Source organism: Streptomyces sp. NPDC046465, from assembly GCF_040646035.1.
Taxonomy (GTDB): Bacteria; Actinomycetota; Actinomycetes; order Streptomycetales; family Streptomycetaceae; genus Streptomyces.
In genome coordinates, this window is record NZ_JBEYZK010000028.1 from 23066 (window position 1) to 35678 (window position 12613).

Annotated in this window: 14 protein-coding genes and 2 pseudogenes; 8 read left to right on the forward strand and 8 right to left on the reverse strand. The window is 71.8% G+C overall.

Translation table 11 applies throughout. The annotated features are described in order from the left end of the window. Window positions 1–31: 31 nt before the first annotated feature. Both ABZ953_RS33265 and ABZ953_RS33270 read right to left on the reverse strand, forming a co-directional pair. A complete protein-coding gene (locus tag ABZ953_RS33265; RefSeq protein ID WP_361731981.1) occupies window positions 32–1216 on the reverse strand; it encodes an alcohol dehydrogenase catalytic domain-containing protein in 1185 nt (394 codons plus the stop codon). A gap of 100 nt (window positions 1217–1316) precedes the next feature. Next, on the reverse strand, window positions 1317–1703 hold the full coding sequence (locus ABZ953_RS33270; RefSeq protein ID WP_361731984.1) for a DUF6479 family protein: 387 nt from the start codon (window positions 1701–1703) through the stop codon (window positions 1317–1319). A gap of 426 nt (window positions 1704–2129) precedes the next feature. On the opposite strand from ABZ953_RS33270, the gene ABZ953_RS33275 reads away from it, so the two are divergent. Continuing rightward, entirely contained in the window at window positions 2130–2921 is a 792-nt protein-coding gene (locus ABZ953_RS33275) for a VOC family protein (protein ID WP_361731987.1), read from the forward strand. 28 nt (window positions 2922–2949) lie between these two features. On the opposite strand, the gene ABZ953_RS33280 is transcribed toward ABZ953_RS33275, so the two are convergent. Beyond that, complete coding sequence (locus ABZ953_RS33280; RefSeq protein ID WP_361731989.1) at window positions 2950–3888, reverse strand: LysR family transcriptional regulator; 939 nt, start codon at window positions 3886–3888, stop codon at window positions 2950–2952. Between the two features lie 119 nt (window positions 3889–4007). Here ABZ953_RS33280 and ABZ953_RS33285 point away from each other — a divergent pair, with 119 nt between their 5' ends. Together ABZ953_RS33285 and ABZ953_RS33290 are read left to right on the forward strand one after the other, a co-directional pair. Beyond that, the gene (locus ABZ953_RS33285) at window positions 4008–4301 is read left to right on the forward strand and encodes a DUF1330 domain-containing protein (RefSeq protein WP_361731992.1); all 294 of its coding nucleotides are present in this window, start codon (window positions 4008–4010) and stop codon (window positions 4299–4301) included. Window positions 4302–4437: 136 nt separating this feature from the next. After that, complete coding sequence (locus ABZ953_RS33290) at window positions 4438–5538, forward strand: Ku protein (protein WP_361731995.1); 1101 nt, start codon at window positions 4438–4440, stop codon at window positions 5536–5538. 60 nt (window positions 5539–5598) lie between these two features. Here ABZ953_RS33290 and ligD read toward each other — a convergent pair whose 3' ends face one another. The 3 genes from ligD to ABZ953_RS33305 form a co-directional block, all read right to left on the reverse strand. Then, a complete protein-coding gene (gene ligD, locus ABZ953_RS33295) occupies window positions 5599–6525 on the reverse strand; it encodes a non-homologous end-joining DNA ligase (RefSeq protein ID WP_361731998.1) in 927 nt (308 codons plus the stop codon). A 31-nt stretch (window positions 6526–6556) separates the two neighbouring features. After that, entirely contained in the window at window positions 6557–7234 is a 678-nt protein-coding gene (locus tag ABZ953_RS33300) for an HAD family hydrolase (RefSeq protein ID WP_361732000.1), read from the reverse strand. A 224-nt stretch (window positions 7235–7458) separates the two neighbouring features. Continuing rightward, a complete protein-coding gene (locus ABZ953_RS33305; RefSeq protein WP_361732003.1) occupies window positions 7459–8310 on the reverse strand; it encodes a LysR family transcriptional regulator in 852 nt (283 codons plus the stop codon). 80 nt (window positions 8311–8390) lie between these two features. Between ABZ953_RS33305 and ABZ953_RS33310 the strand changes: the two genes are divergently transcribed. After that, entirely contained in the window at window positions 8391–8918 is a 528-nt protein-coding gene (locus ABZ953_RS33310; RefSeq protein ID WP_361732005.1) for a cupin domain-containing protein, read from the forward strand. Here ABZ953_RS33310 and ABZ953_RS33315 read toward each other — a convergent pair. Continuing rightward, complete coding sequence (locus ABZ953_RS33315; RefSeq protein ID WP_361732008.1) at window positions 8915–9712, reverse strand: thioesterase family protein; 798 nt, start codon at window positions 9710–9712, stop codon at window positions 8915–8917. The genes ABZ953_RS33310 and ABZ953_RS33315 overlap by 4 nt on opposite strands. A gap of 344 nt (window positions 9713–10056) precedes the next feature. Here ABZ953_RS33315 and narJ point away from each other — a divergent pair. The 4 genes and pseudogenes from narJ to ABZ953_RS33335 form a co-directional block, all read left to right on the forward strand. Next, window positions 10057–10458 (forward strand): annotated as a pseudogene (narJ, locus tag ABZ953_RS33320) (nitrate reductase molybdenum cofactor assembly chaperone); the annotation flags it as partial. A 43-nt stretch (window positions 10459–10501) separates the two neighbouring features. Continuing rightward, window positions 10502–10570 (forward strand): annotated as a pseudogene (locus ABZ953_RS33325) (hypothetical protein); the annotation flags it as partial. 58 nt (window positions 10571–10628) lie between these two features. Further along, entirely contained in the window at window positions 10629–10832 is a 204-nt protein-coding gene (locus ABZ953_RS33330; protein WP_361732184.1) for a respiratory nitrate reductase subunit gamma, read from the forward strand. Between the two features lie 80 nt (window positions 10833–10912). Next, the gene (locus ABZ953_RS33335) at window positions 10913–11518 is read left to right on the forward strand and encodes an NAD(P)H-dependent oxidoreductase (RefSeq protein ID WP_361732187.1); all 606 of its coding nucleotides are present in this window, start codon (window positions 10913–10915) and stop codon (window positions 11516–11518) included. Window position 11519: 1 nt separating this feature from the next. On the opposite strand, the gene ABZ953_RS33340 is transcribed toward ABZ953_RS33335, so the two are convergent. Next, entirely contained in the window at window positions 11520–12560 is a 1041-nt protein-coding gene (locus ABZ953_RS33340) for an NAD(P)-dependent alcohol dehydrogenase (RefSeq protein WP_361732190.1), read from the reverse strand. Window positions 12561–12613 lie beyond the last annotated feature (53 nt).

Sequence of the window (12613 nt, forward strand, 5' to 3'; positions counted from 1 at the left end):
CCCCTTCCCTCTCGGTCGTCTCCCGCCGCGCTCAGGGCCTGAGCAGCGTCTTGATCATCCCGTCCTCTTTGTCCTTGAACTGCCGGTACGCCTCCGGACCGTCCTCCAGCGGCAGGTGGTGGGTGGCGAAGCCGTCGACGCCGAGCGGGTCCTCGTCGGTGAGGAGCGGCAGGATGTCGTCCACCCAGTGCTTCACGTTCGCCTGGCCCATCCGCAGTCGGATCTGCTTGTCGAACATGGTCAGCATCGGCATCGGGTCGATCGCGCCGCCGTAGACGCCGGAGATCGAGATGGTGCCCCCGCGCCGGACGATGTCGATGGCCGAGTAGAGGGCGTTGAGCCGGTCGATGGCGGCGCGGTCCATGAGCTTCTCCGCCATGGCGCCGGGCAGCATGCCCACGCCCCACTGGGCCGCCTTGGCCAGCGGCGCCCCGTGCGCCTCCATGCCCACGGCGTCGATGACGGCGTCCGTGCCGCGCCCGTCGGTGAGGTCGCGGATCACGTCGCCGAGATCCTTGCCGTGGCGGCGCAGGTCGAGGGCCTTGACGCCGTCCGCGTGCGCGCGGCTCAGCCGTTCGGGCACCAGGTCGACCCCCACGACGAGGCTCGCGCCCCGGTGGAGCGCGATGCGTGCCGCCATGGCGCCGATCGGCCCGAGGCCCAGGACCGTCACCGTGCCGCCGGGCGGGATGTCGGCGTACTCGACGGCCTGCCAGGCGGTGGGCAGTACGTCGGAGAGGAAGACGAAGCGGTCGTCCGGGGGCCCCTCGGGCACCTTGATGGGCAGGCTGTTGCCGAACGGCACCCTCAGGAGCTCGGCCTGCCCGCCGGGCACCTGGCCGTAGAGCTTGGTGAACCCGAAGAGCGCGGCCCCCGAGCCGCGCTCCTTGACCTGGGTGGTCTCGCACTGCGAGTGCAGGCCCCGGTCGCACATGTAGCAGTGCTGGCAGGAGACGTTGAAGGGCACCACCACGCGGTCGCCGGCCGCCAGCTCGGTGACGTCCCGGCCGACCTCCTCGACGATGCCCATCGGTTCGTGGCCCAGGATGTCGCCGGGATCGAGGTAGGGGCCGAGGACCTCGTACAGGTGCAGATCGGATCCGCAGATACCGCTGGAAGTCACCCGGACGATGACGTCGGTCGCGTCCTTGAGCTCGGGGTCGGGGACGCTTTCCACCCGTACGTCCCGCTTGCCGTGCCAAGTGAGTGCACGCATCGGGGTCTCCTCCTGTCTCAGTGGCGCTCGGTTCGCCCCGGGTGTCCCGGGAGCGCGCTGCCATGCCTGTGCACGGCGCGCCGTGTGAATCCGTGGGGCGTCAGCCCTTGCCGGGACCGCCGCTCCCGAAGGAGCCGCTGGACCCCGGCGTCCAGCGGGGCGGGTCCTGGTCGTCGCTCCGCTTGTCCCCGTTGTGCAGGTTCTCCGGGCGGAGCCGCTCGCTCTCGTCCCCGGCATGCGGGACCTCGTCCGGCTCCCGCATCTCCCGGATCTCGTGGACCGGGCCGGACTCGGGCAGCTTCGGCTGTTCGTCCGGGCGCGGTGGCGCGGGCTCCCTGTCCCGTACCCGCTTGCCCAGCCTGAAAGCCCAGAGCAGCACACCGACGACGACGAGACCGCCTACGAAGGCGCCGATCGTCCCGAATACCGCGTCGGAGGCAGCCAGGTCATACAGTTCGCCCCTTGCCGTGATCATGAGTGTCGACATACCCGGAACTTAAGCGACAAAAACCCCTAAAATGGACCACGACCGACCGGTACGCGCCGATCCACCGCGCGCGTTCGCGTGCGGGAGCGATCGCGGAGACCATGAGAGGACCCGGTGCTTCGGTCGCGGACCGCATCCTGCCCGAGGTGACGTCGCTGAGAGGAAGAGCGCCATGAGCGTGCCCGTCCCGCCGGACCCCGATACGCGCCCCGCGCCGCCGCCCACTCCCGGCCCCGGCCCCGGGCCGGGCGGACCGGGACCCCGCCCGGGTCCGGGACCCGTCCCGACCCCGGGACCGAGCCCCTCCCCGGGCCCGGGACCAGCGCCCTCACCGCTGCCGTCATCCCTCTGACCTGCGGTGAACATGGGATTTAGGGCGTTCACGACACCACGACGGTACGGACAGCTCGGGAAGACGGAACGGCGATGAACAGCCACGGAGCACTCGCAAGCGAGGTCGCGGCCAGCGACTCGGTGTTCGGCGCGCCCTGCTGGGTGAGCCTGACCGCACGTGACCTGCGGACCGCGGAGCGGTTCTACGCGGCCGTACTGGGGTGGGAGTGGCGCGAGGGCAGGCTGGGTGACGAGTACAGGTTCGCGAGCGTGCACGGCGTGCCGGTGGCGGGAGTCTCCGCCATGGACAGCCTGGGCCAGATGGCCGTCGCCTGGACCCCGTACTTCGCCGTGTCGAACGCGGACCGGACGGTCAGCCGCAGCCAGGAGCGCGGCGGGACGACCGCCGTGGGCCCGCTCTCGTTCCCGCCGGGCCGGGCGGCCCTCCTTGCCGACCGCGACGGGGCCGTCTTCGGCATCTGGGAGGGCGAGCTCGTCGTCGGCTGGGAGAAATGGCGCGGCGCGGCGCCGACCTTCGCCGAGCTGCACACCCGCAACGCCTTCGACGCGGCCATCTTCTACGGCGAGGTGCTGGGCTGGGCGTCCGCCGAGCCGGGGGCCTGCGAGGTCGACTACGAGGACGAGGAGGTCGTCCTGCGCAGCCAGGGGGACGTGGTGGCCCGCATTCATTCGGGCGCCGTGGACTCGGCGCCCGACCCCGCCGTCCGGCCCCGCTGGCAGATCCACTTCACGGTCGACGACGTGGAGGCCTGCGTGCGGGCCGCGCGCGCCCACGGGGGCAGCGTCCTGCTCCGCGAGGAGGGCTCGGCTGAGGCGGTCCTGCGGGACCCCGACGGAGCGCGCTTCGTGGTGAACGCGCGGTAGGGCCGAGTGCGGGATCTCAGCACGCGCGTCACGTGCCGACGCGGTGGCCTGCCGCTCTCTGCTCGTCCTCAGGCAGCCAGTGCAGCTCGTGCGCCAGGATTTTGGCGACGGCACGGATGCGGCGGTGCAGCGGCGACTGCTCGCGTGGGAGGACCAGGTGGATCGTCAGGCTGGGCGCGCCCCGCAGCGGTCGCCAGGTGAGACCGGCCGGTTGTGCCGTAGCCGCGGCTTCGCCGGCCGGGGCGAGGGTGGCCCCGTCGCGCAGGTCGCGCTGGGACATGTCGAAAGAGACTGCGGGCGGGTGGAATCGGGGGTGTGGCCGGGCGCCCCGGAACAGTGCGGACAGCTGATCGTGGATCACGGGGTTGGCCGCACGGTCCGGGAGTCGCAGCGGATACGCGGCCGCGTCGGCGATCTCGATCTCCGGGTGTTCGGCCAGCGGATGGTGCTGCGCCAGCTGGACCCCGATGCGCGCACGCCGCAGCAGGAACCGGCGCACGCCACGGCCCGGCTGTTCGCCGCGGGTGATCCCGGCATCGATGCGGCCGTCGGCGACCGCGGGCGAGATCTCCGGTGTCGCCATCGGGACCGCGCCGACCTCGAGTCCGCTGTTGTCGCGAAGCAGCCTGTCCACCAGGGCCGGTGCCGTCTCGGCCCCGGCGCTGAGGCTGTATCCGATGCGCAGCGTGCCCAGTTCACCGGCCGCCGCGCTCCGGGCGGTGTCCCATGCCCGGTCCAGCGCCGCCAGCGCGGGCGGCGCGGACTCCGCCAGAGCCGCACCGGCCGTGGTCAGTACGACGCTCCGCGTATCGCGGACCAGCAGGGCCGTACCGAGTTCCGCCTCCAAACGGCGCATCCGGGCGCTGAGTGCGGGCTGTGCGATACCGATCCGTGCGGCCGCACGGGTGAAGTTCAACTCCTGCGCCAGCACCAGGAAGTACCGAAGGCTCACCGTGTCCGGCGCCACGTGCCCTCCCCGCCGATTGATAGCGATCCGTTCTGAGCCTATCCATCACCGGTCTTTCCCTCGACCGCACATCCAGCCCTAGCCTGCGCGTATGTCGATTCCGAACACAGGAGGCTTCCATGGGTAAGGGTTACTGGGTCAGTGTCTACCCCGCGATTTCTGACCCCGAGAGGCTGACTTCCTACGACAAGCTGGCCGGTGTGGCTGTCCGGGCCGGGGGCGGGCACACCCTGTCCCGTGGCAGCAGAGTCGTCGCCCACGAGGCCGGAATCACGCAGCGCGTCGTTCTGATCGAGTTCGACAGCTTTGAACAGGCCGTCGCGGCATACGAGAGCGAGGCTTACCAGAGGGCGCTGGTGGCCCTCCCCGACGGCGTCGAGCGCGACTTCCGCATCGTCGAAGGCATCGACTGACCGGCGTGCCCGGCGTAGGTCGACGCCGTACCCCCGGCGTCGGCCGGATGCTGACCGGCCGTGCTGCCTGGAGACTGTCCCTAGGCAGTTCACCGAGGAAGACGAGAGAAGACGAGACAGGAAGGGTGACACCGCCATGGCGCGTCCCGTGTGGAGCGGCACCGTGACCTTCGGGCTCGTGTCCCTGCCCGTCCAGATGTTCACCGCCACGGACAGCCACACCGTCCGCTTCCACCAGTTGCAGCGCGGTACGTCCGATCGGGTTCGCAACAAACGGGTGAACGAGCGCACCGGCGAGGAAGTGCCCCTCGACGAGATCGTCAAGGCCTTCGACGCGGGCGACGAGTACGTACTGGTAGAGCCCGACGAGCTGGCGGACATCGCCCCGGGCCGCTCCAGGACGCTGGAGATCACGGGGTTCGTCGACCTGAAGGACGTCGAGCCGGTCTTCTTCGACAAGACGTACTACCTCGGCCCGAAGGGCAAGGAGTACACCAAGATCTACGCCTTGCTGGAGAAGGCCCTCGCCGAGGCGGACCGCGTGGGGATCGCCACGTTCGTGATGCGCAATCACCAGTACCTGGTCGCGGTGAAGGCCGAGGGCGGCCTCCTGACGCTGCACACCCTCCACTGGGCCGACGAGATCCGTGACCCGCGCACCGAGATCGACGGCCTCCCGGAGAAGACCGAGGTCACCGACCGTGAGCTGAAGATGGCGCGACAACTCGTGGACACCCTCCGTATCGACTGGAAGCCCGAGGAGTTCCACGACACCTACCAGGAGCAGGTCGCCGCTCTCATCGAGGCCAAACGCACGGGAGAATCGGTCGAGAAGGCGGCGCCGCCTGCCGAGTCCACCAACGTCGTCGACCTCATGGACGCGCTGCGGGCGAGCGTCGACCGGGCGAAGAACCCCTCGAAACGCGGCGGCAAGAAGTCCGACGACAGCGCCGCGCCGCCGACCGACATCCGCGACGCCGCCGCCAAGCGCCGGTCCGCGGGGAGCAGGAACCGGAAGGCGACAGACCGGAAGGCCAAGGCCACGGACTCGAAGGCCACGGACTCGAAGGCCACCGAGCGGAAAGGGAGCGCGCGAGGCCGGTCGTTCGACGCCCTGACCAAGGCCGAGCTGTACGAACGAGCCACGGACGCGGCGATCCCCGGCCGCTCCTCCATGAACCGGGAGGAACTCGTCGACGCCCTCCGCGGCGCGCGGAAGCACAAAGCGACCTCCTGACCTCGGCCCCGGCCCCGGCCCCGGCCCCGGACCCGCCGCCACACAGGCCGCACAGCTCGATCAGGTCGGCGTGCGCTCCAGACGCTCCAGGCGGCGCGCTGCCGGGGCCACCCCGCGTCCACGGCGTGCGAGGCCCGCCCAGGGGTCTTTCTCCAGCCGGTCCCCGAGGTCGGTCACCGTCCAGCGGCGGGCGGTCAGCTCCGGTACGTCCAGCTCGTCCCAGTCCAGCGGTACGGCGACGGGGGCGCCCGGCCTCGACCGGACGGCGAAGGGGGCGACCGCGGTCTGGGCGTAGCCGTTGCGCGCGACGTCCAGGTACAGCCGGCCCTTGCGGGCGTCCTTGCGCGGTTCGGTCGTCAGCTGCTCCGGGTACCGCGCGGCGAGCGTGTCCGCGACCGCGCGGGCGAAGGCGAGCACGTCGTCGACGTCGTCGCGCCGGTTCAGTGGTACGACGACGTGCAGACCGCGCGAGCCCGTCGTCATCAGGACCGCGGGGAGGTCCAGCTCGTCGAGGAGCTCGCGCACCTGGTGTGCCGCGCGGCGTACGGGCTCGAAGCCGTCGGTGGGCGGGTCGAGGTCGAACACCAGGCGGTCGGGGCTGCGCGGCCGGTCGGCGCGACTCAGCCAGCGGTGCGGGGTGATGCACGCCTGGCCCGCGAGGTACACCAGGGTCGCGGTGTCGTCGCACAGGACATGGGTGACCTCGCCGTCCTCCTTGGCCACGGAGGCGCGGTGGATCCAGTCGGGGAAGTAGTCGGAGATCTCCTTCTGGTAGAAGCGGTCCCCGTCGATCCCGTCCGGCATCCGTTCGAGCATGAGGGGCCTGCCGCGCAGCTCGGGGAGCATGCGCGGGGCCACCCGGCGGTAGTACTCGGCGAGGTCGGCCTTGGTGATGCCGTCCTGGGGGAAGAGCTCCTTCCCGGCCCGCTTCACTTCGACCGTGCGCCGGCCGACCCGCAGCTCACGGGTGTCACGGGTGGGGCTCATGTCACCGCCTCCTTCGTAGGGGCGTACGCGGTCAGCCGTCTTCCAGGCGGGCGAAGACGCTGTCGTCGAGCTGTGCGAGGAGATCGGCGGGGTCCCGGTAGACCGCGAGCGCACCGGCTTCCGTCAGGTCGGCGCGCGGGATGCCGCCGGAGAGGAGGGCGACGGGGCGGACGCCGGCTCGTGCGGCGGCCCGCATGTCCCAGACCGTGTCCCCGACGAAGACGGCGTCATGCGCGGCCACGTCGGCCAGTTCGAGCGCCCGGTGCACCGGGTCCGGGGCCGGTTTGCCCTCGGCCACGTCGTCCGCGCTCGCCGTCCCCACGATCACCTCGTCCGCGTCGATCGCCCGGCGCAGGGCGTCGAGCTCGCGGCCTCCCGCGGAGGTGGCGAGGACGTTGCGCCAGCCGCGGTCCGCCAGGGCGTGCAGGAGATCGTGTGCTCCGTCGAGCGGCGCGAGGCGTTCGGAGTAGGCGCCGTACAGCGCCTTGTGGGCGGAGCTGATCCGCTCGTCCTGATCCTTGTCCCTGTCCTCGCCGAGCAGGTGCTCGATGAGGTCGCCGGAGCCGAGCCCGATCGACCGGTGGATGGCGTGCGTCGACACCCGGTGACCGGCCTGGCGGAACGCCTCCCACCAGGTCGTGACATGCAGGTGGTTGGTGTCCACCAGGGTCCCGTCGACGTCGAACAGCGCCGCGCGTCCGGCAGTCACGCGCCGCTCCTGGATCGGGCGAGGACGCTGGTGCGGTGGAAGTGGACGGTCATGGCGTGCGGCGCTCCTTCGTACGGGTCCCTCTCACAGGTTCACGCAGTTCACGACGCGCCACACACCGGGCGGGGCCGACGGGTGAACCGGCGCGGTCGCACGCAGCGGGTACCCCACCGATCACCTGTCACACGAGACGCCGTCCCCTCACGGGTATGGGGCGCTCCGACTCACGCGCGGTACGCGGCGATCGCGGTCCGTACGAACGAGCGGATCAGCGGGTTCGTGTCGCCCTCGGCCCAGGCCACCACCGCGCGGCTCGGCTCCATGTCGAGCAGCGGCACCACCGTGAGCCCCTCCGCGGGCTCGTCGTCCACGAGGGTCATGCCGACCGTGCCGTTCCACAGGACGGCCTGTCGGCATTCCTGGACGGCGCGCACGACCGGCCCTGTGCGGGGCGCGCCGCCGGTCCAGTACGCCTGCCAGGCGGGGTCGGTGCCCTCGGGGAATACGAACCAGCGGCGGTCGGCGAGGTCGGCCAGGGTCAGGGCGTCGCGGCGGGCCAGCGGGTCGTCGGCGCGCAGCAGCGCTCCCACCGGGTCGGCGCGCAGCTCGCGTACGGTCAGCCCTGTCGTGTCGAACGGCCCGCGGGTGAGGGCGACGTCGACGCGTCCGGCGCGCAGGCCGCAGGCGGGGTCGGTCAGGTCGCTCTCGCGGACGCGGACCTCGACGCGCGGGTGCAGCCGGTGGAAGGCGGCGGCGAGGCGGGCCACGCCCGGGTCGGTGTCGCCGCCGAGGACTCCGACGGTGACGGTCGCGGCACCGGCCGCGGCGGCCACGCGTACGCGGACCCGGTCGGCCCGGTCGAGCAGGGCGCGCGCCTCGTCGAGCAGGACGGCTCCCACGGGGGTGAGGGTGACACCGGCCGGTGAGCGGTCGAACAGCGTGGCGCCGAGTTCGGTCTCCAGGCGTTTGATGGCCCGGCTCAGGGGCGGCTGGCTCATGTGCAGCCGGGTGGCGGCCCGGCCGAAGTGGAGTTCCTCGGCGACTGCCACGAAGTAGTGCAGTGCGCGCAGCTCCATGCCGCCACGATACCCGTGCGGTATCGACGCCTCGGAACAGGTCTTGGACGGCTGCCGGGCTCCGGCGGTGGAATCGGGGCATGACTCACGACAGCAGCAGCACCGAGACCGAGCACGCCGATCACGCCGAGAACACCCCGAACACCGAGAGGGCCCGGCCCACCGTGTCCGTGGTCCGTCCTGGCGAGGGCGAGACGATCGTCATCGGCACCACCCGCATGCGCGTGCTGGAGGACGGCAGCAACACCGAACACCGCCTCGGGATGGCCGAGTCCGTCCTCGCACCGCACACGCCGGGACCGCCCCAGCACCGCCACGCCCAGCACGACGAGGGCTTCTACGTCATCGACGGCACGGTGCGGTTCACGGTCGGGCAGGACGAGCACGACGCCACGCCGGGCACCCTTGTGATGGTCCCGGCCGGCGCCCCGCACACCTTCGCCAACGTGACCGGCGAACCCGCCGTCATGCTCAGCACGTTCACGCCCGACCTGTACGTGCAGTACTTCCGGGAGCTGCGGGACACGCTGGAGGACGGTGAGCCGATGACCCCCGAGGCCAACATCAGGACGATGAGCCGCTTCGCGACCGAACCGGCCACTGACTAGCCGTCAGCCCCCGCCGACGGCCGGACGGTGAGGATCTGCTGCGCGTACCCGACGGGACCGGTGACGTCGTGCAGGACGGTGCTGGTGACGCCCTGGCCTGTGGGCCCGAAGGTGACCGTGGTGTCGAGTCCCGTCCAGCCGCCCTCGGGCCGGCGGTGGAGGTGGATGGTGAGGTCGACGTTGGGGAACATCCAGGCGGTGGGCGGCTGGCGTACGGCGATGCCGTTGGCGGTGTCGACGAGCGCGACGTAGGACGCGAGCGGGCTCGCGCTCTGCCCGGCGACGAGGTCGAGCGGGGTGGAGATCCACGCCGTCCCGCGGCCCGGCTGCGGGGGCGTCACCGGGCGGACGTCCAGGGAGGCGACGTATCCGCCGGGCCATACGGCGCCCATGTCCCAGGGCGCGAGGCCGTCGGGCGCGGGGAGCCGGTCGGGGGCCCCGCCCGCCACGGCGCCGGTGTCCCACGAGGCGAGCAGCCAGGCGCGGGCCCGTACGACGGGGCGGTCGGCGATGAGGGCGACGGCTTCGACGAGTTCGATGGTGCGCCCCGGCCGGATGGTCTCGACCCGGATCTCGCACTCGTCGAGGGCGAGGCGCCCGAGGATGTCGAAGCTGATGCGGGACAGGACCAGGTCGGTGGCGGGCCGCGCGGCGAGATACCCCTCGATGGCGTGGACGAGGAGGCCGCCGACCGGGCTGAAGTGGTACTCGTCGGTGGCCCAGGCGCCGCTGGCGTGCGGGGTGGGCTTGTAGCGGTGGTCGTCGATGAGCTCGAAGTAGCTGCCGGTGTTCAAGGGGTGCCTGCCTCCGGTGTTCGGCGCGACGGGTTCCGGCGGGTCGCGACGGATTCGCCGACCACCCGTCAGTAAGCCCCCGGGGGTAAAGGAACCGTGCTAGTCCGGCCTCGTACCGCAACGCCCATTGTCAAGAGCAAGAAAAATAACTTCTAGGTACAACCAACTGGCCTGATTGAGATCCACATCACGTCCCGGGCGAGAGGAGTCTGAGCCTCGTTCGTTGAAAGGCGCGTGCTGCCCGCGCGGCGCCTCGTTCTTCTGGTACACGTACTCCCCGACACGGGTCCGCTACCCGCACGACGCCCCGACGGGCTCTTCCCGCGCACCTCGGGCGATGCCGAGTGAGCCGCGCCGTCGTCCACCAGGCCGCCTCTCTGCTGCTCGGCTACCCCGATCCGGGCTGGCCGCAGCGACTGCACACCGTCCGCACGGTGCTCGAGCCCGTGCCGGGCGCCGATATCCGTCTCCTGGAGCGATTCTGTGAACAGGTCGGTGGCACGGACCCGCTCACGCTCGCCGCCCGGTACGTCGCCACGTTCGACCGCAGCCGTCGGCGCTGTCTGTACCTGACGTACTACACCGACGGCGACACCCGCAGGCGCGGGCCGACCCTGGCCGGTCTCAAGGCGCTCTACCGCGAGCACGGCTGGCGACCGCCCGAGGACGAACTGCCCGACTTCCTGCCCCTGATGCTGGAGTTCGCCGCCCGCGTCCCGGAGGCGGGGACACGGCTCCTCACCGAGCGCCCGCGTCCACGAGTGGCTCTACCACGCCAACGCCCTGCTCGTGGGCGGCACCGCGGGTCTCGCCACCCTCGCCGGGCTCCTGATCCTGCTCCACCGGCGGCTGCGCGTGCCCGCCGTGCGCGCCGCCACCAGCCGCAGCGACCGCGCCGTCTACCCGGTCCTGCTCTGTGATCCTGGCCGGGATCACCGCCACGGCCACCACCCTCGAGCCCCACTCCTACGACTACCGGCTCGGCGTCTCGGTCTGGTTCCGCTCCCTGTTCGCCCTGTGGCCGTTCAGCCGCCTCGTCCACGCCTTCACCGCCCCGGTCGGCTACCTCGTCCGCCCCTACGTCATCTACCGCTCCCGTCCGGCCGTGTTTCGTCGGTGACGATCAAGGGGACTGGAGACCCCTCTGCCGCTCACCCTGGGGAACCGATGAACCCCAGAGGAACCGATCAAGGAGTCACCGTGCGCGCTCTGGCCCTCGTCTGCACCCTGTCCCCCTCCCCCGCCGCGTCCAACAGCGAGAAGCTGGCGGGGCAGGTCCTCGCCGAGCTGGAGAAGCGGGAGGTGACCGTGGAGTCCGTGCGGGTCGCCGACCACGACGTGAAGCCCGGCGTCGAGGCCGACATGGGCGGGGGCGACGCCTGGCCCGCGCTGCGGGAGAAGGTTCTCGCGGCCGACATCCTGCTGATCGCCACGCCGATCTGGCTCGGCCACCCGGCGAGCGTCTGCCAGCGCGTCCTGGAACGCCTGAACGCCGACTCCTCCGAGACCGACGACCAGGGCCGCCCGCTGTACTACGGCAAGGTGGCGGCCGTGGCGGTGGTGGGCAACGAGGACGGCGCCCACAAGGTGAGCGCCGACGTCTTCCAGGGCCTCAACGACGTCGGCTTCTCGCTCGCCCCGGGCGCCGTGACGTACTGGGTGGGCGAGGCCATGCAGGGCACCGACTACCAGGACCTCGACGAGACGCCGGACGCGGTCGCCTCCACCACCCGGACCCTCGCCGCGAACACCGCGCATCTGGCCGGGCTGCTGAGCGGCGCGCCCTTCCAGGCGCCCGCCCAGTAGCTCAGCCGTTGGGCAGGATGACCGCCCGGCCGTGCACCCGGCCCTCGTGCAGGCGCGCGTAGGCCTTGGGCGCGTCGTCCAGCGCGTACGTCTCCACATGGACGTCGATCACGCCCGACCGGGCCAGGTCAAGGACCTCTATCAGCTCGGCCCTGCTGCCCCAGTACGGGGAGCGGACCGCGGTGTCGTAGGGGGTCGTGCCGAAGCCGACGGCGACGGCCCCGCCGCCGATGCCGACGATGCTGACGTCGCTCTCCACCGCGGCGCACGCGATCGCCGTCGCGGCGGTGGGCGGCGCCCCGACGAAGTCGAACACCGCCTGGGCGCCGAGGCCCCCGGTCAGCTCGCGGACCTCGCCCGCCGCTGCCGCATCCGACAGGACGGCAGCGTGGGCGCCGACCTCACGGGCCAGGCGCAGCTTCTCCTCGGTGACGTCGAGGGCGATCACGCGGGCCGGGGTCAGCGCGCGCAGCAACTCGATGGCGACGTGGCCGAGACCGCCGGTACCGATGACCACGGCGGTGCTGCCGGGGGTCAGCTTGGGCAGCGAGGTCCTGATCGCGTGGTACGGGGTGAGGCCCGCGTCGGTGAGCGGCACGGCGGTCACCGGGTCGAGGCCGTCGAGGGGCACGAGGTGGCGCGGGTCGTCCACGATCATGTACTCGGCGATGGCGCCGGGCGCCCCGAGTCCGGGCGGGCGGATGCCCAGCTCGGCGGCGCGCGTGCAGTAGTTCTCCTTGCCCTGCGCGCACATCAGACAGGTCCCGCAGCCCCACGGCCCGTACACGGCTACGGACTCACCGAGCGCGAGCCCGGTGACGCCCTCGCCCAGGGCCGCGACCACCCCGGCCCCCTCATGGCCGAGGGTGAGCGGCAGCGGGAAGCCCAGGGATTCGGCGGGGCCGCTCATCACAGCGATGTCGGAGTGGCAGACGCCGGCGGCGGTGACCTTCAGGAGCACCTGGCCCGGGCCCGGCGCGGGGCGTGGGACGGTGACGACTTCGGGGGCCGCGCCGATGCGGCGGTACTGGACGGCCTTCATCTCGGCGGGCAGTCCGGCGACTTCTTGTCCTGACATCTCGGGTGTGCCTCTCT